Origin of the sequence: Asticcacaulis benevestitus DSM 16100 = ATCC BAA-896 (assembly GCF_000376105.1) — a bacterium.
In the GTDB taxonomy this organism is placed as follows: Bacteria; Pseudomonadota; Alphaproteobacteria; order Caulobacterales; family Caulobacteraceae; genus Asticcacaulis; species Asticcacaulis benevestitus.
This window is the reverse complement of the sequence record NZ_AQWM01000002.1, coordinates 157,174-180,044: the sequence shown is the minus strand read 5'-3', so window position 1 is coordinate 180,044 and position 22,871 is coordinate 157,174. Positions and strand designations below refer to the sequence as shown.

The window sequence follows — 22,871 nt, the reverse complement described above, 5'->3', positions numbered from 1 at the left end:
TCATGGCCGATACGGATAAGCTGCACGTTTCCCTGGTCACCCCCGAACGCGAACTGTTCGCGGGCGAGGTCGATCAGGTCGTGGCGCCGGGTGTCGAAGGTGAATTCGGCGTCTTGGCGCACCACGCGCCCTTCATGACCACGCTGGCCGAAGGGGATGTCACCATTCTCGACGGTACGACGAAGCGCGTCTTCCAGGTGCGCGGCGGCTTTGCCGACGTCAACGAAGACGGCATGACCATCCTGGCCGAACACGCCAACGAATACGGCGAGAACGTTCAGTAAAGTTTAGCTCAAGCGCCCCATAGCTGAGGCTTTTTGAAGCTAAAGTGATGACAATAGAAAGCCCGCCGAGTTCGCTCGGCGGGCTTTTTATTTGTTATGTTTCATGTCATCCTTTGGGATATAAAAAGGGATGCAGGATGTCATGTGTCGCCTGACGCCTAACCTTTATTTAACAGGGTAAAGCCGCCATAGATCAGACGTTTGCCATCGAAGGGCATGTCGTCCTCCATCTGCATGCGCGGGTCAGCCATAACCTTCTCGTTGCCGGCGTCACGGGCCTCTTTTGATGGCCAGGTGACCCAGGAAAAGACGACCACTTCGTCGGGTTCCAGTTTCACCGCCAGCGGGAAGGAAGTGAGCTTGCCATCGGGCACATCGTCGCCCCAGCATTCGACGATATCGATGGCGCCGTGATCTTTCCAGACCTCGGCGGCCATTTGGGCCATCTTGAGATAGGCGTCTTTATTGTCCTTGCGGACCGGGATGAGAAAGCCGTCGATATAGCCGTATTCGGACATGGTGCGCTCCTGTGTAAGGGTGGCGTATTGTCCGCTCTTTTCGCGTCAGAAAAAGGCAGGATGTCGTGCCGGACTGACACAAGCGCGTGATGGCGTCAGACCAGCGCCTTGAACTCCGCGATCACCTTGCGGTAGCTGTCGCGCTTGAAGTGAACGACGCGGTCGATCACCTTGTCGATGGCGCACCATTCCCAGCGCGAGAATTCCTGCTCGTGATGGGCCTTCAGGTCGATCTCGGACTCATCGCCGACAAAGCGATAGGCGAACCAGATCTGCTTCTGACCCTTGAAATTCTTGCCGATCTTCTTGTTGGTCAGCACTTCGGGCGGGAAATCGTAGACGATCCAGTTCTTTGTCCGGCCCATGGGCTCGACGGATTTGATGCCGGTTTCTTCCCACAGCTCGCGCAAGGCGGCGGCTTCGAGGTCCTCGCCCTCATCGACCCCGCCCTGGGGGAACTGCCAGGCATGGTCACCGTTCACGCCATAGCGATGCCCGATCCAGACCTGACCGGCGGCATTGAACACGACAAGCCCGACATTGGGGCGATATCCGACAGGCCCTGCGCTCATTGGTGGGCAATCGCGGAAGCGGGCGCGAGCTGGATGCCCTTGGCCTCAAGCTGTTGCGTCCATTTTTGCGCCACGGCCAGGGTGACCGGATAGGAGAAGCCGGTGCCGAGCGCTGCCCCGCGGCTCTTGGCCGTGGCTTCCAGCCCGCCGAGCTGCGCGGAGATGGCGGTGGCGTTGATCTGGTTGTCGATGATGCGGTCAGCCGAGGCGCGTGCCCAGGCGCCATCCAGCCCCTTGGCGGAGCCATCGTCGATAAAGGCGACACCGCGCGATTTCAGGTTCTGCATCAGGGTCGAGACACCGGACTTGTCCTTGAAGAATGCACCGCCCTGATAGTTCGATACGGCGAAGAACCCCGTGGCGCGCGAAAGCGCCCAGTTCAGCTTGCTGATCACATCGTCGGTGCGGGCATTGGCCATCAGGGTCTGCGGTCCGGGGTCGTTATCGGGGAAATTGACGGGCTGCATCGGCACCTCGATCATGACCTCATGACCATTGGCGCGCGCCAGATCGATCCAGTTTTGCAGACCGGCGGCATAGGGCACGAAGGACAGCGTCACCTGCGGCGGCAGATTGGTGATCGCCTCTTTGGTGGTGGCCGGATTGAGGCCAAGACCGCCGACAACCAGTGCCACCATGGGCCGGCCATCGCTCTTGAAGGGGCGGGCATAGGCAGCGGCCGGCGTCAGGCCGTTGGGGCCGATCACCGGCAGCGGGCCGGTGTCGGTGGTCTTGACAAGCCCGCTGATCGGTGCGGGCGTCAGGGGGGAGGTGGTGAATTTGGGTGCGGCGCCGGCGCCCACGCCGTTATCGCCCGGCATGGTGATCACCGCCGTGCCCTGGACGGGCGCGGCATTGGGGTCGTTGAGATTGAAGCCATCGACCGGCGTGTCTGAGAACAGGCCGAGCGAATCGAGGGTGAAGGACTGCATGCCGGACTGACTGTCGTCCGGTTTGGCGTGCGGATCGGCCGCGGCGGCCGCGGGCTTGTTCAGGGTGACGCGCACGCTCGGCGAGGCGGCATCGGGGTCGCCCGCGAGGCTCAGAAAGGTAAAGACGGCGGTGGCGAAGAGGCAAAGCGCCGCCACGGGGGCGACATAGGGCCTCCTGAAGGTCTCGACAAGGCGCGCCCCCACTATGCCAGGTAATTCGCGCAGGTTCGGCCTGGCGCCGCGCGGCGGATCGAAGCGCGGGCGTCCTGGCAGGTCTGACGAGGCTTTGGGTTTGGCGAACATGAATTTCGGCGATGTATCGGAAAAGCTAAGCCCTGAGTGTGACGGATCAGGGTTAACAAAGACTAACGAAAGCTGAAGACCGTGCGGTAAAATGCAAAAACCCCGATGCGGGGGCACCGGGGTTTTGTCTTGAGCCCTTTCAGGCTGTTTACTTCTTTTCGACCGAAGAGGCCGAGCTGGACGACGCAGCGCTGGCGGAAGACGAAGATGATGACGAGGCGGCGGAGGACGCCGTGCCGGCCTTCTTGGCGTCCGGTCCGGCCAGCTTGGCCTTGGCGTCGAACTTGACGCCCGGCTTATCGACCAGATCGCTGTCGGCCAGCTTGGCGCCGCGCGGATGGGCCGCGGCCAGCTTGACGTCGCCATTGTATTTCAGCACGTCGAGCGCGCGGGTCAGTTCGAAATCGCCGGTCTTGGTGTCGAAATCTTCCGGCGGCACTTCCTGAACGGCGTGGGCCGAGCGGCGCGCCTTGCCTTCGTCGGCATCCAGCGCATTGCCGTAGGCGGCTTCGGTATATTGCATGGCCGAGGTGGCGATGTATTTCGCCTGTTCCTTCGTTTGCGCCACTTCAAGATCGGGCTCGATGCCGGTCTTCTGGATCGACTGGCCGGACGGCGTGTAATAACGCGCGGTGGTCAGCTTGACGGCGCGGTTCTGACCGAGGTCGATCACGCTCTGGACCGAACCCTTGCCGAAGCTGGTCAGGCCGACAATGCTGGCGCGGTGCTGATCTTTCAGGGCGCCCGAAACGATTTCCGCCGCCGAGGCCGTGCCCGGATTGATCAGCACCACGATGGGCTTGCCGTTCAGCATGTCGCCCTTCTTGGCCTGATAGCGGATGATATCCTTAGGGTCGCGGCCGCGTTGGCTGACGATTTCGCCGCCATCGAGGAACAGATCGGCCACGCCGACCGATTGTTCCAAAAGGCCGCCCGGATTGTTGCGCAGATCGAGCACGAGGCCCTTCATGTTCGGATTCTTGGCGATCAGATCGGCCAGTTGTGTCTTGGCGTCATTGGCGGTGGTTTCCGAGAAGCTGGCGATACGCAGATAGCCGAAATCGCCTTCCATGCGCGTCTTGACCGACTTTACGGTGATGATTTCGCGTGTCAGCGGCACATCGAACGGCTCAGTTTTCCCGACGCGCACGATGGTGACGATCAGCTTGGTGTTGGGCTCGCCCTTCATCTTGGTGATGGCGTCATTGAGCGGCAGGCCAATGATGCTGGTGCCATCGATGGCGGTGATGTAGTCGCCCGATTCGATTCCGGCCTTTTGGGCGGGGGTGTCGTCGATCGGCGTCACCACCTTGACCGCGCCATCCTCGCTGGAGACCTCAAGACCAATGCCGCCGTAGGAGCCGCGCGTCTTTTCCTTTAAATCCGTATAGTCGTCGTCGGACAGATAGTTGGAATGTGGATCGAGGCTGGCCAGCATGCCTTCGAGGGCTGCGTTGATCAGCTTCTTCGAATCGACCGGCACGACGTAATCCTGCTGAACCAGGGCCAGCACATTGCCGAACAGCTCAAGCTGCTGGTAGGTGTCCGAACGCGGCGAAAACACCGGCTGATTGGCATAGGCCACGGCCCCGATGCTCAGGGCGATAACGGCGACACCACCTAGGTACAGATTCTTCATAAAGGTCCTCAAAGGGAAAGCTACTCAACCTACATATAAGAGTGTGAGTGTGGCGTAAACGGGGCGTTGTTATTTAAGTTGGAACGCGGCTTTCAGGTTGCAGCCAGCCCCATTTTTTTAACGGCTGGAAACTTGTAATTGTGTGGCGGGATTGACCGGATCTTCACCGCGGCGGAGTTCCATATAGAGCAGGGTCTTCTTCTCCGACAGGTTCGGCATCCGGCCTAGCGGCTCCTGCCGGCCGACCGTCTGGCCCTTGTCGACATAGATCCGCCCGATGCCGGTGATGACGACGCGGTAATTGTTCCCGATATTGAGAATGATGACCTGGCCGTAGGAGTCGAGCGGGCCGGCGAACTCGACCTCGCCCTCGGCCGGCGAGGTGACCTGAGCGCCCGGCAGAGCGGCGTAGGTGGTGCCGCGATTGGACGGGCCGGTGCCATCGGCTTGCGCGAAAGCGCGGGTGATGTCACCGACCACCGGCTGCATCAGATGCGTGTTATCGGTGGGTGCGATACCAAGCATTTTCAGCGGGATATCGCCGCGCAGGCGGGCCTCCTTCGCCTTCAATTCGGTAGCGCGGGCGTCCATCTGATCGGCCTGGCCCAGAAGCTGGTCTTCCAGCCCCATCTTCTGGCTGATCAGGCGTTCGATCTCGTCGCGCTGATCGGAAATGTCACTTTCCGACACGAACAGGGCGTCATTTTGCGCTGCGGCCTGACGGCGCAGATTGACCAGATCGTTGTTCTGCTTGACCAGTCCGTTGGTGCGCTTTTGCAGCTCAGGCGTGATGGCGCGCATGATGATGGCGGCCAGCACGGCATCATTGGCCTTGCGGGGGGTGACAAAAAGCGCCGGCGGGGGATTGCGCGAATAGATTTGCAGGGCGCTGAGCAGGCGGGCCTGCTTGGCGCGCTCAATGCTCAGCTTGCGCGTGATGTCGATTTCCTGCTGGTTGAGGGTTTCGAGACGGGCGCGGAAGATGGCTGAGCGCGTTTCACCGGTGCCCTGCTTCTTGGAGATGTCGATGATCTGCTGGCGCAGGGCTTCTATTTCCTGCGCGATCTGACGGGCATTGCGGCGCTGGGTGTCGCTCTTGCGTTCTTCGGCGCGGCGCTGGGTGGAGAGATTATCAAGCGCCGCGCGATCGGCGGCGTTGAGGTCTTTCAGGCGCGTCTGCGCATCCGTCTGCATCGCCCCGAGCAGGGCGAAGACGGCAAGGCCGCTTAGCAGCAAATGGCGCGAAGACGCGAGCATGGTCTTGAGATAAGACGGTTCGCCTGAATTCTCAAGACGTGGTTTGATCAGGCCGCCAGGCGGATATAGCCGTCGCTGCCGATATGCGGGATGAGATCACGATAGGCCGGGATTTGCGGATGCGCGCTGGCCAGGGGGGGGTGGTGCGTTTCGGTGATGACAACGACGCGCGCGCCGGCGGCGTGGCCGGCTTCGATCCCGACGGCGGCGTCCTCGAACACCAGACAATCGGCGATATCGACGCCCAGCTTTTGCGCCGCCAGACGATAGCCCTGCGGATCGGGCTTGCCGGCGCTCACGTCTTCGGCGGTGATAAGCAGGGGCGGAGCGGGCAGACCGGCTGCCTTGATGCGGGCTTCGGCCAAGGCGCGCGGCGCGGAGGTGACGACGGCCCAGCGATCGGCGGGCAGGGCGCTCAGAAATTTATGGGCGCCGGAAATTTCCACGATTCCGTCGGCGGTTTTAATCTCATCCTGCGTAATGCCATGCGCCTCGACCGCCGGATCAAGGCCCGGAATTTTCAGGGCTGCGATCGTATCAACCGAGCGGGCACCGTGAATGGTGGGCAGGAAGGTTTCAACATCGAGCCCCTGGCGTTTCGCCCAGGCGCCCCATACGCGCTCGGCCGAGGCCATGGAATTCAACAACGTACCGTCCATATCAAACAGAAAAGCGCGGTAACGACCTTCCAGCAACGCATTTACACTTATCACGACACCCAACTCCACACCAAGTTTTACCGCACTCAGATATAAATGGTGCAGTGCAAAATGTCATGGGGGTAACGCAATTTAATCGCGGTGATAGGGCAATCCGGCCAAAATGGTGGTAGCGCGGTACATCTGCTCGGCCAGCATCACACGCACAAGGGCGTGCGGCCAGGTCTGCGGCCCGAAGGCAAGCGAAAAGGCCGAGGCTTTCAGTAGGGCCGGGTCAAGACCATCGGCCCCGCCGATCAGAAAGGTGACGCGACGCTCGCCGCGATCCTTGTAGGTATTCAGGCGCGTGGCGATCTGGCGCGAGGTCAGTGGCTCGCCATGTTCATCGCAGGTGATGAGGATGCCACCATCACTGAGTGTGCTCTTGATCGCCTCCATCTCCTGCGCTTTCAGCAGCGCTGAGGTGGCGGCCTTGGCGCCTTTTTTGGCTTCGACCTCAAGCAGGTCCACAGGCGAAATGCCTAAACCGCGCCCGGTTAAGGTGGCGCGGTTCAGATAGTCTTTCACGAGTGTGTTTTCGACGGTCGCGCCCAGTTTCCCTACGGCGCAGAGCGTGAGGCGCATCAGGCCTGGCCTAGGCTTGAATCGTGTGGCCCGTGCCGTCAGCCGACAGCGACCAGATCTTTTCGATATTGTAGAAGGCGCGGACTTCCGGACGGAAGATGTGCACAACAACATCGCCGACATCGATCAGAACCCAATCGCAAGCCGGGAGGCCTTCGATCTTGGCCTTGCCGAAGCCTTTTTCCTTGAGGGCGCGCACGACGTGATCGGCCAGCGCGCCGACATGGCGGTGCGAACGGCCGGACGCGATGATCAGGGTGTCGGCGACCGAGGACTTGCCTTTGAGATCGATACACACGATGTCCTGAGCCTTGTCATCGTCGAGACGTTCGACGATCAGGGTTTCCAGCGGCAGCATATCTTCGGTCGAGGGAGCTTCGTGGGAAGCGTTGACAACAGCTTCGGGAGCCTCAAACTGAGGGGCTTCGGGCGCAGTTTGCGCGGGTTGACGAGACAGGGCTTGGGTTCCTTTATGATCCACTATGCAAGCGCATTCCAAAAAAGTGTCAACACTTTTTGGATCAAAATGCGCGTCTTGAAGAGAGTACAATAGCACAAACTGCGCCAGAGGTCACCCTTTCATCGGGATTATCGTGTTTTAGCGTTTTGCCTTCAATTTCAGGCGTAAAGCCGTCGATGAATGGCTGTGTAACGGACCTTTGATATAGGTCCAGGCGGGAGGGCGGCGCAAGGCCAGGGTCGAGGCGGCGCGTTCATCGATCCGGTAGTGACCGAAACGCTGCGCCGCGGGGGAGAAGCGCGCCTTCATCAAGGCGCCGGGACGCGATACCACCGCGATCGGCACCATATGGACGATCTGGGTCCATCCGCGCCACTTGTGGAATTGCGCCAGGCTGTCGCCCCCCATGATCCAGACAAAATGAACGCCGGGATAGCGGGCCTTGAGGGCGCGCAGGGTATCGAGCGTATAGGTGGCGTGGATGCGCGTCTCGAAGTCGGAGATGATATCCATTGGGCCGATGAAGGGCTTTATCTGCGCGATGCGCGTGCTTAAGGGCGCGGTCTCCGCCTTCGACTTCAGCGGATTCTGCGGTGACACCAGCCAGATGATGCGGTCGAGCCCCAGCTTTTCACGCGCTGTGGCGGCGACGTGGCGATGCCCCTCGTGCGCCGGATTGAACGATCCGCCGAACAGGCCGATCTTCATGCCGGGTTCGAGATGAAAACCGCTGCGCAATCCCCCGGAGGAGACGGCAGGCCGCATCGGGGCAAGGCCAGCGCGAAACACGCTTTTAGGTGTCCATCGGGTTATAGGGCGCCGGCACGTCCGGCGTCGGATGCGCCTCTTCCAGCTTCTCGCCGGTTATGGTTTCCAGTGCCGCAAACAGCAGATCGCGCACGCCTTCGCCGGTGACGCCGGAGATCAGGAACGGGTTCTGGCCGCTGACCTTCTTGATCTTGGCGGCCAGCTTCTTGCGGGCGTCCTTGTCGAGCGCGTCACACTTGTTGATGGCCACCAGCTCGGTCTTGGAGCCGAGGATTTCGTCGTAGGCGTTCAGTTCCTTGCGGATCACCTTGTACGATCCCACCGGATCGTCCTGAGTGCCGTCGATCAGGTGTATCAGCACTTTGGTGCGCTCGACGTGGCCGAGGAACTTGGTGCCGAGGCCGGCGCCTTCCGAAGCGCCCTCGATCAGGCCGGGAATATCGGCCATGACGAAGCGCTGCTCAGGGCCAAGATCGATGACGCCGAGATTGGGCACCAGCGTGGTGAAGGGATAGTCGGCGATCTTGGGCTTGGCGGCGCTGGAGGCGGCCAGGAAGGTCGACTTGCCGGCATTGGGCAGGCCCACGAGACCGGCGTCGGCGATCAGCTTGAGGCGCAGCCAGATCCAACGCTCTTCGCCATCCTGACCGGGCAGGGCGAATTTCGGCGCCTGATTGATCGGCCCCTTGAAGCGCGTATTGCCCCAGCCGCCATTGCCGCCCTTGGCGAGCATATAGGTCTTGCCCTCGACATCGAGATCGACGATCAGGGTTTCGTGGTCTTCTTCGAAGACTTCGGTGCCGACGGGCACATACATCACGATGTCTTCGGCGTTGGCGCCGTGCATCTGACGTCCCATGCCGTGGGTGCCGGTCTTGGCCTTGAAGTGCTGCTGATAGCGGTAATCGATCAGGGTGTTGAGGCCTTCCTTGGCCACGATCCACACATCGCCGCCCTTGCCGCCATCGCCGCCGTCGGGGCCGCCATTGGGGATGAATTTTTCACGGCGAAACGAAACGGCGCCGGCGCCGCCGTTACCGGAACGGATATAGATTTTACACTGATCGAGGAATTTCATTGGGGTTCTTTGAAGCAAAACGTTTGAAAAAGCAAGAAACCCCACCACCACGCCGATAAATCGACGCGCTGATGGGGAGACGTTTCTTGCTCGGTGCGTTTTACAGTATGCGGATCATATGGAGCGCGAGGTGTTCGCCTTCGCGCGCCAATGAGGTTTCCAGCGTCTTGCGGCCGGTATAGAGGAAGTCGGCGCTGATCAGGGCGCGGGCCGAAGGCTCGTTATCGGCAAAGTGCGCCGCATGGACGATGCGGTGAACCTTGCGCTTCTTGCACCAGCGCAGCAGGCCGTCCGTCGCCTCGATCGCATAGCCCTGCCCCTGATAGGCGGGTGCGATAAAGACGCTGAGGTTTGGGCCAAACGCATGGATGCCGCCGGAGGTGCCGCAGGCCGATTTGGTCAGGCTGATGACGCCGATCAGGCGGTCATCCTCCAGTCGGATCGCCCAGTGACTCAAAAGATTGGGGCTGACGGGCGTCGCCGACATCTTGGCCAGCAGGGCCTCGGCCTCGTTTCGGTTCAGCGGGTGCGGAATGGCATGGGTCATGCGCGCCGAGTTCTTGTCGGCGAATACGGCCATGAAGGTGTCGAGGTCCGTCTTTCGCAAAGGCGTCAGGCTGAGGCGCGTGGTTTCGATGCTGCGGCCGCCATGCGGGGCTGCGGCTTTTTCGTGATCGGGCCGGATGTGTTCGTTGCGCATGATCATCTCTCTCACTCCGTAGCCCCGGCGCTGGTATAGCCGCAGGCTGAGGTCTATTTAGGGTCAAACTGTGTCAGTTCCACCACAGGTCTCGAAGAGCGGGATCACATTCAGTTGTTTCTAATTTGGCCGTTGCTTCCAAATTCGGCACAACTGAAAACGAAAAACGGGAGCCCGGTAAAATCCGGACTCCCGCTCTAAACTCGGTCCGGATCGGCTTAAAAACTTAAGCACGATCCGAAATATCGAAGGCGTGCTTATTCAGCGGCCGCAGCCACCGGCAGGATCGACACGTAACAACGGTCGTCGCGCTTTGTAGTGAACTTCACATTGCCTGTCGCCGTGGCGAAGAGGGTGTGATCGCGGCCGAGGCCGACATTGTCACCAGCGAAGAACTTGGTGCCGCGCTGACGAACCAAGATGTTGCCGGCGAGAACGAGTTCGCCGCCGTACTTCTTGACGCCAAGACGCTTGGACTGTGAGTCGCGGCCGTTACGTGACGAGCCGCCAGATTTTTTGTGGGCCATGGGAGGGTGTCCTCTTAAACTTTAATCTTACGCTTCGCCAGAATCGTCGGCTGCGGTGGTTTCGGTCTTCTTCTTGGCGGGGGCCTTCTTGGGCTTTTCAGCCGCAACAGGGGCCTCAGCTTCGACAGCCGGGGTTGCGATGGCGGCGGCCAGGTTGCGCGGAGCCAGGTTACGGGCGCGGGCGTCGAGTTCGGCCTTCGTGGTCAGCGAAACGGTGCCTTCCCACTTTGCCGACTTGCCGGCGCCGAGGATCGAGGTGATGCGCAGAACCGACTGCAGTTGGCGATGGCCGCGGGTACGGCGATAGCCCTGACGACGGGTCTTCTTGAAGATGCGAACCTTCTCGCCCTTGCGGGTTTCGATCAGGGTGGCTTCGACAACGCCGCCGTCAACCAGCGGGGCGCCGACGACTGCACCGGCTTCATCGCCGAGCATCAGCACTTCGTTGAACTTAACAGCCGCGCCGGCTTCGCCTTCGAGCTTTTCGACAACGATCAGATCGCCAGCCGATACACGGTATTGCTTACCGCCTGTTTTGATGACCGCGTACATGGTCAAGAACCTTTGCGTAGGCACGGGGCTTTATAGAGAAAAGTCCTGCGCGGGAGAATGGAAAAACGCCCCAGGAACCATAAGGCTCCGGGCGAGAGGCGGCGACTTATACAAGGATATGTCGGTGAGTCAACGGGTTTATTGGCTTTTATGACGGGAATAAACTGCGGCGCGGGCAGCTTTGATTTGAAAGCTGTTATGCCCATGAAGCTCGACCCGCCCCCGTCAGGGTTATCAAGAACCATATCAGAAATGCGGAACCAAAAACACTAAAAGTCCAAAACGCACCTTGTCCCAACTGGCGAAAAAGCCTTGTGGCGCGCGGCCGAACCCCGTTGCTGTCGCTACTATAAGACTTACAACGGCAATCCACAGTGCTGTGATGGGTGGGGTTAGGGGAGTCCAGGCGGATATGTGTGCTGCAAAATGCGTGCTGTTGGCGCAAATCATGGACGTAATCCAAAGGACTAGATTGGCGCCTAACCAAAATAATCTGACCATAATTCCCCCGCAGGAAATCGTTACATAAACAACATGGCTTGATTTCAATGCGCGAAGGCTTAACTAAGCGGCAGACCCTTTCCACCTTTATAAAGTAACACCACCATGGCCGATACCGCTTCTGTCACCGCAAAAACCCCCGTCACCGTCCTGACCGGCTATCTGGGCGCCGGCAAGACGACCCTGCTCAACCGCATCCTGTCGGAAAACCATGGCAAGAAATACGCCGTCATCGTCAATGAGTTCGGCGAAATCGGCATCGACAACGACCTGATCGTCGGCGCCGATGAAGAAGTGTTTGAAATGAACAATGGCTGCGTCTGCTGCACGGTGCGCGGCGACCTGATCCGTATCCTGGCTGGTCTGATGAAGCGCAAAGGCCGGTTTGACGCCATCATCGTCGAGACCACGGGCCTGGCCGATCCCGGCCCGGTGGCCCAGACCTTCTTTGTGGACGAAGACATCAAGGCCAAGACCTATCTCGATTCTGTGACCGCGCTGGTGGATGCCCTGCACTTTGATGAAGCGCTCAGGACCGACCGCGTGGTCAAGGAACAGATCGCCTTTGCCGACCATATTATCCTCAACAAAACCGATCTGGTTGATGACGCCAAGCTTGATGAGATTGAAGGCCGCCTGAAGGGCCTGAACCCGCTGGCCAGCATCACCCGCGCCCAGCGGTCTTTTGTCGATATCGCTTCGCTGCTTAATCAGCACCGCTTTGACCTGACCAAGATGGACAGCATCGGTCATGATGACCACGATCACCACGATCACGATCATCATGGTCACGATCACGGGCATGACCACCACCACCACCATGATCACGGCCCGGCGCACGGTGAAGCCGGTCACGTCCATGATGAGCATTGCAGCCACACCATCAATCCGATCCACGACGAAGAGATCAAGAGCATATCCCTGAGCGCCGCAACGCCGATCGATGGCATTCGCTTTACCCAGTGGCTCGATAAGCTGCTGGCCGAAAAGGGACAGGACATCCTGCGCGCCAAGGGCATTCTCGACGTGAGGGGCGAGGACAAGCGTCTGGTCTTTCAGGCCGTTCACATGATCCTCGAAGGCGAGTTGCAGGGCGAATGGCGCGAAGGCGAAAAGCGTATTTCGCGCGCCGTGTTTATCGGCCGTCATCTCGATACGGTAGCGATCAAGGCCGGCTTTGAGGCCTGCATCGCGGCTTAATTCCTTTTTCTCCTCCCCTGCAGCGCAGCGTTCGGGGGAGGTGTCGCCGCGCAGTCGGCGACGGAGGGGGCAACCCGGAATTACGTTAAGAGGCCCCCTCCGGCGGGACTTCGCCCGCCACCTCCCCCGATTTGCCAAGAGGCTCGCAAGGGAGGATGAAGTGATACTTCCCAAACCGTTTTCATCACCTTATAAGCGCCCTCATGACCTTTGCTTACCAAAACTCGTTCGACTCCTATGTGGTCGCCGCCCTTTTCGATACGCTCGGTGAGCCCGTGGTGGCGCTGGCCGATGGCCGCGTCGTTTTCCCTGAAGCCGACGCGCGCTATGACGCGCACCCTGACGCCAGCATCCTGAGCGCCGTCATCCACCCGACCGGCCTTGGCGTCATCACCGGTGGCGATGATGGCCGCGTGGTCTGGACAACGAAGGAAGCCGGCCCGATCGAACTGGCGTCGCACAAGGGGGCGTGGATCGACGTCATCGCTGTGGCACCCGAAGGCCAGGTGATCGCGTACGCCACCGCCAAGAAGGTGCATGTGCTCGATCTGCTCAAGAAAGAGAGCAAAATCTTCACGCATGAGCATTCCGTCTCCGATCTCGTCTTCGATCCGAAGGCGCGCAAGCTCTACTGCGCCACCTATAATGGCGTGGTTGTGTGGTTTGCCCGTATCGATGAAAAGCAAAAGCCGACCAAGCTGTTCTGGGCCGGTTCGCACACGAAGATCGCCATGGCGCCGTCGAGCGAATTCGTCATCACCGCCATGCAGGAAAGTGCCCTACACGGCTGGCGGCTGAAGGATTCGAAAGACATGCGGATGGGCGGCTATCCCGCCAAGATCAAGAGCCTGAACTTCTTTGCCAAGGGCAAGCTTTTGGCCACCTCCGGCGCCAATGGCGCGGTGGTCTGGCCCTTCCTGCGCGCCAACGGCCCGATGGGCGAGGAAGCCTCCGAGATCAATCCGCTGGAAGGTACCATGGTCAGTTGCGTGGCCGGTGCGCCCGAGGAAACCATTCTGGCTGCCGGCACTGAGGACGGCCGCGTCTGGCTGGCTGAGCTGCAATCGACCCACATTGAGTGGATCAAGGGCGAAAAGGGCGCGGCCATCACCTCGCTGTCGCTCTCCGGCGAAGGCACGCGCATTCTGTTTGGTGATGAGGACGGAACCGTCTATATATTCGAACCTGCGGAGTAATTTGGACGCTGGGGGCGTGCATGAGTGACGGTAAGGGCGATGAGCCGGAGAATGACATTCCGGGTCTGGGTGAAGAGGTCATCTATGATGCCCCTGCGGAAGACACCACACCACCACCATCTGTAAAGCCTGTGCCCCTTAAACGTAAATTCCGTCCGTTCCGTTTCGCCGTCGGCTGTGTCGTCGGCTTCTTCGCCTTTTCGATCCTGTCGGTCGCCATCCATCGCTTTGTGCCGGTGCCTATTACGCTGCTGATGATCGAGCGGCTTGGTCATGGTAATGGCCTTGATCACCGCTGGGTGCCGGCGTCGCAGATCTCGGACAATCTCAAGCGCGCCGTCATCGCTTCGGAAGACGCCAAGTTCTGCACGCATGATGGCTTCGATATCCAGGCCATCGAAAAGGCCCAGCGCTACAATGCCACCCACAAGAAGAAGCGCGGCGCTTCGACCATTTCGCAGCAGACCGCCAAGAATGTTTTCCTGTGGCCGGATCGTTCCTGGGTGCGCAAGGGCTTTGAGGTCTATTACACCTTCCTGATCGAGCATATGTGGTCGAAGGACCGGATCATGGAGGTCTATCTCAACTCTATCGAGATGGGGCCGGGCGTCTATGGCGCCGAGGCCGCCTCGCAATATTGGTTTGGTCACAGCGCGAAGACGCTCAGCCGCGCGGAAGCGGCGCAACTGGCGGCCATCCTGCCCAATCCGATCAAGCGCAAGGCCAAGGGCAACAAGCGCTCCGGCCGCATTGCCGCCAATGCGCGCACCGTGGTCAGTCAGGGACTGGACGCCTGCGCAGCGGAATAAACAGAGGTATGGTTTACTAGCTTTCCAATATTTGGCTTTGCAGCAATCATCCTGTGATGGCGTTATTTGTCTGTCATTAAAGGGGGCTATTGATCGCATCGGGGGGATAAGCAAATGACGGAATACGCAGTCAATGACTGGCTAAATATTGCTCTCCAATCTCTGGAATGTCTGGCAGCGATAGCAATCGGTCTGGCCTATTTCCGCCAAGGGGGCGTCCAGGCCCGTGCCAGGCTGGCTAGCCGCTTCGGCCTTACAATTAGCGCCGCAGCACGCCTCTATCAAGAGGCACGGACGCCGCTATACGTGTTGTTGCGCGGGCTCGGCGGACTGGGATTTGTCGTCCTGGGACTAGGCGGATTGGCAAACCTAGCTGTGCTCATCTTCTTCGATCAGTTGAGTATGAAGCTGATAGAAATGCAGGTGTATCTCCTGATCGGCGGTATCGCTTATGCCATGGCCTCGATTGGTCTTCTCGCACTGTTCAAAGCAGAAACCATCGTGCGGCTGAAACATCTGAATCTGCTGGCAAACGGTCAGGAGCCAGTTGAATCAGGACTGCCATTGCTTAGGACAGATGGTCGCGAGGTTTTGAAAGTGCGGATTATCGGTTTTGCCCTTCTGGCGATACTTGTGTGGAACGCTTGGAGATTTGTACCGCTGATGATGCACTGGCCGCATCCTGTGGCTTGACCTCCACGATCAAATAGCCTTTCCTCTCGGCATTCACCTTGGGAGGTCTGTTATGAAGCGTCTGTTAGTGTCCGCCGCGTGTCTTGCCCTGCTGACGGGCTGCGCCACCACCTCAGCCCCGACGGCGCCGGTCGCCGAAGCACCGCCTGTTGCACCTGAACCGGCGGTCCCGCCGGTCGCGTCCGCCAAGCCCACCCCGGCCGAAGCCAAGGCCTTCGCCGATGAGGCCGAAACCAAGCTGGCCGACCTCAACGAATATGCCCAGCATGTGCAGTGGATGGGCGCCACCTTCATCAATTACGACACCGAATGGCTTCAGACCCGCGCCGATGCGGCGCTCAATGAGGCTCAGGTCAGCCTGGCGCTGCAAGCCGCCAAATATAACGATGTCGACGTCGATGCGGTAACGCGCCGCAAGCTGTTGCTGTTGCGGGTGTCGCAGGTTTTACCGGCGGCCGACAAACCCGGCGCGGCGGCCGATCTGGCGGCGGTCAATACCCGCCTGGGTTCGACCTATTCGACCGGAAAATTCACCTGGAACGGCAAGGTTTATAATCTCGACGAAGCCTCGCGCACCATGGCCGCGTCGCGCGATCCGAAGGTCACCCGCGCCATGTGGGAAGGCTGGATGAGTATCGCCGCGCCCATGAAGGGCGACTACGCCAAGCTGGCGCAGCTTTCCAATGCCGGCGCCGAAGGGCTGGGCTTCAAGGATACCGGCGCACTGTGGCGTTCGGGTTATGACATGGCGCCGGATGCCTTCGCCACCGAGACAGACCGCCTGTGGTCGCAGGTCGCGCCCTTCTATAAAAATCTGCATTGCTATACGCGCCGCAAGCTCAATGAGAAATATGGCGACAGCGTGCAGCCGAAGTTCGGACCGATCCGTGCCGACCTGCTCGGCAATATGTGGGCGCAGGACTGGTCGAACATCTATGACGTGGTGGCGCCGAAGGGCATCAAATCGTCCTACAGTCTCGACAAGCTGCTGGTGCAGAAGAAGTACGACCCCATCAAGATGGTCAAGACCGGCGAGAGCTTTTACACCTCGCTTGGTTTCGCGGCCCTGCCGCAGACCTTCTGGGAGCGCTCGCAGTTCACCCGTCCGAAGGACCGCGAAGTCGTCTGCCACGCCTCGGCCTGGGACGTCGATAACCTGTCCGACGTGCGCATCAAGATGTGTACCAATGTCAATGGTGAGGACTTCTACACCGTCCACCACGAGCTGGGGCACAACTTCTATCAGCGCGCCTACAAGGATCAGCCGTTCCTGTTCAAGAACAGCGCCAATGACGGTTTCCACGAGGCGATCGGTGATTTCGTCGGCCTGAGTTCGGTGACCCCGACCTATCTCAACCAGATCGGCCTGCTCGACAAGGTGCCGGACGAATCCGAGGATATCCCGTACCTGCTCAAGATGGCCTTGCAGAAGGTTGCCTTCCTGCCGTTCGGCATCGAGGTCGATCGCTGGCGCTGGGAGGTCTTTTCCGGCAAGATCACCGAGGCGCAGTATAATCAGCGCTGGTGGGAACTGGTGGGCAAGTATCAGGGGCTTTCGGCGCCGGCCGTGCGTCCGTCCAATGCCTTCGATCCGGGCGCGAAATACCACGTGGCGGCCAGCGTGCCCTACACGCGCTATTTCCTGGCGGCGATCCTCCAGTTCCAGTTCCAGCGCGCGGCCTGCGATCAGGCGGGCTGGAAGGGTCCGCTGGCGCGTTGCTCGATCTATGGCGAGCGCGCGGTGGGTGAAAAGCTGAACGCCATGCTGGAGATGGGGCAATCAAAGCCCTGGCCGGATGCGCTGGAAGCCTTCACCGGCCAGCGTGACATGGATGCGACGGCGATTCTGGATTATTTCGCACCGCTCAATGCGTGGCTGGAAGAACAGAATAAGGGCCAGACCTGCGGCTGGGAAGGCTCGATATAAGGTATGGGGTTTGGGGCCTGCGGCCCCAAGTCTTCTCTCCTTCCGAAGAAGCCCGGCCCCTTTGAGGGCCAGGCTTTCTTCGGAACAAGGCAAGGTTTGTACGGTCACAGACCCCACGCCCCATAGCTATACGCAATGATCTCTGGAGTATGCCTTGGTAAATTATGCCGCTCAAGATACCTATTATGTAGTTCAAAGCGGAACGTGGCGGCTTCCGGTTGTTATACTTGGGGGGGGCGCTCGTAGCTGTTTGGCTGATGACGTTCTGGAAAGGCATCAAGACGGGAAGGCTAACTGCAATTGTCATTGCCATTGGTTTCGGCATTTTGACGCTCGTGCCTTATGTCTCAATGTATATCAATCTGGTCAAATTTGGCGCAGACATTTCAGTAATATTACCTTCTCTGCTGTCGTGGCTGGGCATGGTCGAGATTGTATGGTTGCCGTTGGCTTGGTTGACCGTGATTTATGGCAATTGGCTTTACCGGAAGCGCATCCGCCTGAAGACCAGCAGTCAGGTATTTGACTGACTGGGACCCCAAACCCCATAGGTTTATCTCAGCATATCAACCGCTGTATCGGTTGCCATAGCAAGCGCTTTTTCATCGAACATCAGCGTCATGTGTCCCTGATCCGGCAGAATCGTCACAGCGATCTTCGGATTGGCCTTACCGATTTCGACAGGATAGGCCGAAGCTGTGAAAAGTTCATCATTGGCGCCGATCAGGATGCGCGTCGGTTGCCGGATCGCCGCCAGTCTGGCCTGCCAGTCCTGTTGCAGATTGGCCGATGCCAGCAGGGCGTGACTATAGGTGCGCGGACGCTGGTTGTCGTTTTCCAGCACCGCCATGGCCAGAACGGTCAGGTGATCAAGCGCAGACATGCCGAAGCGGTTGAGAATGGTCAGGACGACGATGCGCGGCACGCTGACCACCGTCCAGCCGCCCTGCGAGGGGCGATCCATGGGTGTGTTGGGCGCGATGAAAGGCGACAGCGCCAGATAGCCGTTGAAGTTACCGGCATAGTGGCTGGCGGCGGTGCGCAGGATGACAGCACCGCCCATAGAATGCCCGACCAGCAGCCGCTTTTCACCGGGATGTTCGCGTTTAATAAGCTTTACCAGATCATCGAGATCGTCTTCGTATTGCCCGCGATAGACGATATCTCCAAGCCGGCCGTTCGGGCCGGGACTCATACCGTGACCGCGCAGATCAGGCGCGTAGACGGTGATGCCGCGCGCGGCATAGGCCTTGGCCAGACCGTGAACGGCCAGTGACGTGCCGGAGGAGCCATGCACCAGAACAGCCACGCCGCCGCCGGGTCTGCCGGCATAGATGTGATAGGCGAGCTTCCCGCCATCCCGCGCCGTCAGGTAATGATAAGCGGGCAGTTCGCGGCTGAAACGCGCGAACGGATCATTGGCCTTTTCGACGGCGGCGATAAGGGGCGGCGCTTTCGGGGCTGTGAAGATCAGTATGCCGCCGGCGACAGCGATCATGACAAGAGGTATAAGGATAAGACCGCGAAGAAGATGTTTGAGCATGAGGCTCTCCTGTGGATGTGACCTCGCTTGCTTATGGGGCGCGTGCCTCGTAGTCTTGGCGTCTTTCGTGGATGGTCGCCAAATTTCGCCAATGGATTTGTTTCGTCTCTTAAGCTTTCGCTATGCGCCGCATCGCTCATTGCAGGCGTTGCTGACCATGCCTTTTCTGGGGCTGTTGCTGGCCTTGTTCGGGCCTTTCGGCAGCTATACCACCATGGATTTCTGGGAGCGTTGCGCACATTTTTCGCTGTGTTTTACGGTTATTGGCTTCGTTATCATGGAGGGCGCTTACCGGCTGGCGCGGCGCTTTTTCGCCGGCAATTGGCCCTTGTGGGTAGCCTTGGTTTACGATGCCGTTCTGGTCTTGCCGGCGGCCGTTATCGTCTGGGGCTCGCTGCATGTTTTCGGCCGAGGCGCCTTGCGGTTTGTTCACTTCACGGACCTGCTGTGGCAGAACCTGTTCGTGATATGGGTGGTGCAGGCCAGCATCACGCTGGTGGCATGGCTGCGCCATAGCCGGTTGCCAAAGCCTGAGCCTGCGGTGGCAGGGGAGGCGTTCCCCCTGGCGCATCGCTTGCCGTTCGCGCTGAAACGCAGCGCTGTGCTGGCCATGTCGTCGGAAGATCATTATCTGCGCATTTACACGGCGCGCGGCGAGGCGCTGATCCATATGACCCTGACCGAGGCGGTCGAATTGTTAAAAGACGGCTTCCAGATTCATCGTTCGCACTGGGTCCACGATGGTGCGGTCAAGGATTACAGAAACGGCTTGGTCGAGCTGAATACGGGTTTGAAGCTGCCGTTAAGTCGCCACCGTCGGAAAGAGTTCGAGGCGTGGCTGGAACAGGTGAGCTGAACATTCGGGGCGTGGGGTCTGTGACACCACAAACCTTACCTTATTCCAAAGAAAAACCCGGCCTTTTGGACCGGGTTTTTCTTTGGAAAGAGATGAAGACTTGGGGCCATTGGCCCCAAACCCCGTAAGTTATGCCAGCTTGATCTCGCGCAGCCTCTGCATCAGGAAGTCCTGCGCCGTGATCGGTTCGCCCCCCAGATCGGGATGCTCAGGCGTGATGCAGTTCGGCAGGATTTCGATCACATAGGGCGGCTCGAAATGCAGGAAGAACGGCGTCGAATACCGCGCGAAATCCTTGCGCCCCTCAGCCGGATTGATGACGCGGTGCTGGGTCGACGGCAGAACCCCGTTGGTTAGTCGTGACAGCATGTCGCCGATATTGCAGACAATGCAGTCGGCGGGCGGGGTGATCGGCAGCCACTGGCCATCACGGTCGAGCAGTTGCAGGCCGGGCTCCTCAGCGCCCAGCAACAGGGTGATGACATTGATATCGCCATGCGCGCCGGCGCGGACGCTCTCACCCGGCGTGGTCACCGGCGGATAGTGCAGCAAGCGCAGCACGCTGTTGCCATCTTTGACCGTGGGCGTGAAAAATTCCGCATCGAGCTTCAGATAGGTGGCGATGGCGCGCAGCACCTTCTTGCCGAGCGTGTCGAGCGCTTCGTAGAGCGCGTAGGTGCTGGCATGGAAGTCGGCGATCTCCTGCGGCCACAGGTTTTCCGGCATATAATCCGTGTACGGATGACCTGCGGGGAGCTCGCGGCCGATATGCCAGAATTCCTTGAGATCGTGGTGCGTGGCGCCCTTGGCGGTCTCGATGCCGAAGGGCGTATAACCCCGCGCGCCGCCCATGCCGGTCTGGCGATAGCGCAACTTGGTGGCTTCGGGCAGGGCGAAGAAGGCCTTGGTGGCGCTGAGTGCCCGATCAAGCAGGGCCGGATCAAGCCCATGGCCGCCAAGCACTGCGAAGCCGTAACGCTCGAATGCCGCGCCCAGGCTCTGCGAAAAGGCAGCGAAATCGGTCTCATACAGCGCTAACGGTACAGGCGGAATGGCGGAAACGGGGGCGGGGGTATCGGGCATGTCAGGCACTCTTGAAAGGGTTGCGCCTTCATAAGCTGCCAGCCCTTGGCCGACAAGAGCAACTAAAATCCCACAACCCCGATTAACCTTCGCTCAGGGGATGATTTTTGCAACAAACTCGGTTATGACCGCAGGAGGTGTAACGCGACTCGTGATGAGGGCGCGGTGTTTTGTGCTGCTAAGGCGGATACGGGTTGTTTCGAGTATGGGTGAGGGTCGCAGGTTTGGGATGTGGACGAGGGCAGCCGTCATGGTTATGGCCGCCGCGTCCCTGTTATGCCTGACCACCGCCAGCCTGCCGAGCCTTGGCTGGGCCCAGAGTGACAGTGCGGAGTCCAACCCCTCTATCGCACAGCAGATCGCCGATTCCGACCTGCAGCCGGTCAATTCCACCAAAGCCTTAAGAAGTTCCGAGCAGTCGGTGGTGCGCGTTCTGGTCGTCTATCGCGGTTATGGCGGCGTGCCGCTCGATACGGTCGGTATGGGCTCAGGCTTTGTGGTGGCGCCCGGCTATATCGTCACCAATTACCACGTCATCCAGGTGCCGCCCGAAGCTTCCAGCGCCGATATCTATATCGTGCCGCATAAGGATTCCGGCGCCAGCTACCAGCCGGTGCAACTGGTCAAGCCGTGGGTCGAAGGCGATCTGGCCCTGCTGGCCGCGCCCGGCCTGAAAATCCCGCCGCTCAAGCTGTATCTGACCCCTTACAAGAACGAACGCGTCGTTTCGATGGGCTATCCGGACGTCACGGATCACCTGCTGAATCGCTCCGGCACCGCCTTGCTGGAACCGGCCGACGCCTATGTGACGCAAGGCTCCATTGCGCTGTTTGCCTCCACCAACCCGGACGGCAGCCGCGTCGAGACCCTGTTCCATACCGCGCCAATCAACCATGGCAATTCCGGCGGCCCGCTGCTCAACGAATGCGGTCAGGTGGTCGGGGTCAACACCTGGACGGCGCCCTCCACCATGTCGGCTGGCGGCAATCTCGATATTTCTGCGGGCCAGTTCGTCGCCACCCATGTGTCGGCGCTCAACACCTTCCTGAGCTCGGCGGGTGTCAGCCCCGGTCTGGTCAGCGCGCCCTGTTACGCCAAGAGCGAGGACGAGATCGTCAAGGACGACGCCCTTTCGCGGGTTCTGGCTGCCGCCGCCGAAGCGCAGGTTCAGCGCCTGGCCGAGCAGAAGAAGGCCGAGGCCGACCGCGCCACCCTGGAGCGTTTGCAACTGGGCGCCATGATCGTGCTGTCGGGGCTGGTGCTGGTGCTGATCGGCCTGATTATCCGTCGTGAAATCCTGCATCGCGCCGAGATTCATCGCAAGGAACACGGCGCACCGACCGCTTTCTCGGATGAGGCGCCGTCGGAGTCACCGAAGCCCGGCAAGACCAAGCCGGTGCGTGCGGAAAGAGTGCGGACGGACCATCTGGAAAAGGTGCGCACGGCCATTACCTCACGCGTCAAGCACCCGATCCCGTGGGGCTGGATCTTCCTGGCGGCCGTCATCATCATCGCTGTGGCCACTTTCCTGATCAAGGATCACGACATTTATCGCCGTCTGACCAAGCCCAAGGTGGCCGCGCCGGTGGCGGCGGCAGCCGCCGTCCACATGGTCTGTGCCATCGACAAGGCGGCGTCGAGCAATCCTTTGAGCGATGCCGGTCCGGTCGAGTTCGATTTTGACGCCATCCACGCCTGCGTCAACGATCGCACGCCTTACGAGCCACAGGCCAATGGCACGCTTTTGCGCTTCACCACGGGTGACGCCAATCCGGTGGCGGCGCGCATGGAACTGGCGGCCGACGCCACCACCTTCATTCGCTACGAATACCGGATGGAGCCGGCGCAGTATGCGGCCTTCAAGGGGCAGATGAGCGCGCTTGGCTCGTTCCGCTGCTCGGCCCATGCCGATCAGGGTGCGTTGACGGCGCTGGCTGACAATCTTGCCCGTGTGCGCGGTCTGTCCCAGACCTATCTGACCATGGCGCCGGAGACCAAGACGGTCTGGCGTTGCGCACCGCAGACCGGGCAAGGTTAACCTTCGCCCTATCTATGCCTTCATGCTGTGTTCAGGCGGTTATCTGTAAAGCTTACCCGTGAGTTTTGTTTGCGCCTGTGGATCAACACCATGGCCTTATGAAATCCTAACGAATCCGCGCGGTCTTCCTGCCAGCCCCCTTACCCGTCCTG

General features: G+C 60.0%; 24 protein-coding genes. 9 read left to right on the top strand and 15 right to left on the bottom strand.

Going from position 1 to position 22,871, the window contains the following annotated elements; all coding sequences use genetic code 11:
- The first annotated feature begins 2 nt into the window (after positions 1–2).
- Complete coding sequence (locus B060_RS0104275) at positions 3–284, top strand: ATP synthase F1 subunit epsilon (protein ID WP_018080519.1); 282 nt, start codon at positions 3–5, stop codon at positions 282–284.
- A gap of 158 nt (positions 285–442) precedes the next feature.
- Here the strand turns inward: B060_RS0104275 and B060_RS0104270 are convergent, their stop codons facing one another.
- The 13 genes from B060_RS0104270 to rplU all read right to left on the bottom strand — a co-directional run bounded on the left by B060_RS0104270 (position 443) and on the right by rplU (position 10,873).
- The gene (locus B060_RS0104270) at positions 443–802 is read right to left on the bottom strand and encodes a DUF1428 domain-containing protein (RefSeq protein WP_018080518.1); all 360 of its coding nucleotides are present in this window, start codon (positions 800–802) and stop codon (positions 443–445) included.
- 95 nt (positions 803–897) lie between these two features.
- Entirely contained in the window at positions 898–1,374 is a 477-nt protein-coding gene (locus B060_RS0104265; protein ID WP_018080517.1) for an RNA pyrophosphohydrolase, read from the bottom strand.
- Positions 1,371–2,609, bottom strand: coding sequence for a divergent polysaccharide deacetylase family protein (locus B060_RS0104260; RefSeq protein ID WP_018080516.1), 1,239 nt, complete (start codon positions 2,607–2,609; stop codon positions 1,371–1,373). The genes B060_RS0104265 and B060_RS0104260 overlap by 4 nt, the downstream gene beginning before the upstream one ends.
- Positions 2,610–2,757: 148 nt before the next feature.
- On the bottom strand, positions 2,758–4,248 hold the full coding sequence (locus B060_RS0104255) for a S41 family peptidase (protein ID WP_018080515.1): 1,491 nt from the start codon (positions 4,246–4,248) through the stop codon (positions 2,758–2,760).
- Positions 4,249–4,365: 117 nt separating this feature from the next.
- Positions 4,366–5,505, bottom strand: a complete 1,140-nt coding sequence (locus B060_RS0104250) for a murein hydrolase activator EnvC family protein (RefSeq protein ID WP_018080514.1) — start codon at positions 5,503–5,505, stop codon at positions 4,366–4,368.
- Between the two features lie 47 nt (positions 5,506–5,552).
- Positions 5,553–6,218: an HAD family hydrolase gene (locus B060_RS0104245; RefSeq protein ID WP_026172591.1), complete on the bottom strand. Its 666-nt coding sequence runs from the start codon at positions 6,216–6,218 to the stop codon at positions 5,553–5,555.
- A gap of 78 nt (positions 6,219–6,296) precedes the next feature.
- Positions 6,297–6,788 carry a 23S rRNA (pseudouridine(1915)-N(3))-methyltransferase RlmH gene (rlmH, locus tag B060_RS0104240; protein ID WP_018080512.1) on the bottom strand — a complete coding sequence of 164 codons (492 nt, stop codon included), beginning with the start codon at positions 6,786–6,788 and terminating at the stop codon, positions 6,297–6,299.
- Between the two features lie 10 nt (positions 6,789–6,798).
- The gene (gene rsfS, locus B060_RS23855; protein WP_026172590.1) at positions 6,799–7,269 is read right to left on the bottom strand and encodes a ribosome silencing factor; all 471 of its coding nucleotides are present in this window, start codon (positions 7,267–7,269) and stop codon (positions 6,799–6,801) included.
- Between the two features lie 117 nt (positions 7,270–7,386).
- The gene (locus B060_RS0104230; protein WP_026172589.1) at positions 7,387–8,037 is read right to left on the bottom strand and encodes a nicotinate-nucleotide adenylyltransferase; all 651 of its coding nucleotides are present in this window, start codon (positions 8,035–8,037) and stop codon (positions 7,387–7,389) included.
- Between the two features lie 4 nt (positions 8,038–8,041).
- The gene (obgE, locus tag B060_RS0104225; protein WP_018080509.1) at positions 8,042–9,094 is read right to left on the bottom strand and encodes a GTPase ObgE; all 1,053 of its coding nucleotides are present in this window, start codon (positions 9,092–9,094) and stop codon (positions 8,042–8,044) included.
- Positions 9,095–9,194: 100 nt separating this feature from the next.
- The gene (locus tag B060_RS0104220; protein WP_236621561.1) at positions 9,195–9,794 is read right to left on the bottom strand and encodes a GNAT family N-acetyltransferase; all 600 of its coding nucleotides are present in this window, start codon (positions 9,792–9,794) and stop codon (positions 9,195–9,197) included.
- Positions 9,795–10,051: 257 nt separating this feature from the next.
- Positions 10,052–10,321, bottom strand: coding sequence for a 50S ribosomal protein L27 (gene rpmA, locus B060_RS0104215; RefSeq protein ID WP_018080507.1), 270 nt, complete (start codon positions 10,319–10,321; stop codon positions 10,052–10,054).
- A 27-nt stretch (positions 10,322–10,348) separates the two neighbouring features.
- Positions 10,349–10,873: a 50S ribosomal protein L21 gene (rplU, locus tag B060_RS0104210; RefSeq protein ID WP_018080506.1), complete on the bottom strand. Its 525-nt coding sequence runs from the start codon at positions 10,871–10,873 to the stop codon at positions 10,349–10,351.
- Between the two features lie 606 nt (positions 10,874–11,479).
- Here rplU and B060_RS0104205 point away from each other — a divergent pair.
- From B060_RS0104205 to B060_RS0104180, 6 genes are all read left to right on the top strand, one after another.
- Positions 11,480–12,574, top strand: a complete 1,095-nt coding sequence (locus tag B060_RS0104205) for a CobW family GTP-binding protein (protein ID WP_018080505.1) — start codon at positions 11,480–11,482, stop codon at positions 12,572–12,574.
- Between the two features lie 203 nt (positions 12,575–12,777).
- Positions 12,778–13,770 (top strand): WD40 repeat domain-containing protein, encoded by a 993-nt coding sequence (locus tag B060_RS0104200; protein ID WP_018080504.1) that lies wholly within the window; start codon positions 12,778–12,780, stop codon positions 13,768–13,770.
- A gap of 20 nt (positions 13,771–13,790) precedes the next feature.
- The gene (gene mtgA / locus B060_RS0104195; protein WP_018080503.1) at positions 13,791–14,579 is read left to right on the top strand and encodes a monofunctional biosynthetic peptidoglycan transglycosylase; all 789 of its coding nucleotides are present in this window, start codon (positions 13,791–13,793) and stop codon (positions 14,577–14,579) included.
- A 114-nt stretch (positions 14,580–14,693) separates the two neighbouring features.
- Complete coding sequence (locus B060_RS0104190; protein WP_018080502.1) at positions 14,694–15,272, top strand: hypothetical protein; 579 nt, start codon at positions 14,694–14,696, stop codon at positions 15,270–15,272.
- A gap of 52 nt (positions 15,273–15,324) precedes the next feature.
- Positions 15,325–17,199: a M2 family metallopeptidase gene (locus B060_RS0104185; protein WP_031220314.1), complete on the top strand. Its 1,875-nt coding sequence runs from the start codon at positions 15,325–15,327 to the stop codon at positions 17,197–17,199.
- A 257-nt stretch (positions 17,200–17,456) separates the two neighbouring features.
- Complete coding sequence (locus B060_RS0104180; RefSeq protein ID WP_155847620.1) at positions 17,457–17,729, top strand: hypothetical protein; 273 nt, start codon at positions 17,457–17,459, stop codon at positions 17,727–17,729.
- A gap of 23 nt (positions 17,730–17,752) precedes the next feature.
- Here B060_RS0104180 and B060_RS0104175 read toward each other — a convergent pair whose 3' ends face one another.
- Complete coding sequence (locus tag B060_RS0104175; RefSeq protein WP_018080499.1) at positions 17,753–18,742, bottom strand: alpha/beta hydrolase; 990 nt, start codon at positions 18,740–18,742, stop codon at positions 17,753–17,755.
- A 91-nt stretch (positions 18,743–18,833) separates the two neighbouring features.
- Here B060_RS0104175 and B060_RS25990 point away from each other — a divergent pair, with 91 nt between their 5' ends.
- Positions 18,834–19,598: a LytTR family DNA-binding domain-containing protein gene (locus tag B060_RS25990; protein ID WP_018080498.1), complete on the top strand. Its 765-nt coding sequence runs from the start codon at positions 18,834–18,836 to the stop codon at positions 19,596–19,598.
- Positions 19,599–19,727: 129 nt separating this feature from the next.
- Here B060_RS25990 and B060_RS0104165 read toward each other — a convergent pair whose 3' ends face one another.
- Entirely contained in the window at positions 19,728–20,681 is a 954-nt protein-coding gene (locus tag B060_RS0104165) for an isopenicillin N synthase family dioxygenase (RefSeq protein ID WP_018080497.1), read from the bottom strand.
- A 250-nt stretch (positions 20,682–20,931) separates the two neighbouring features.
- Here B060_RS0104165 and B060_RS0104160 point away from each other — a divergent pair, with 250 nt between their 5' ends.
- Positions 20,932–22,719 (top strand): S1 family peptidase, encoded by a 1,788-nt coding sequence (locus tag B060_RS0104160; protein WP_018080496.1) that lies wholly within the window; start codon positions 20,932–20,934, stop codon positions 22,717–22,719.
- The last annotated feature ends 152 nt before the right edge of the window (positions 22,720–22,871 follow it).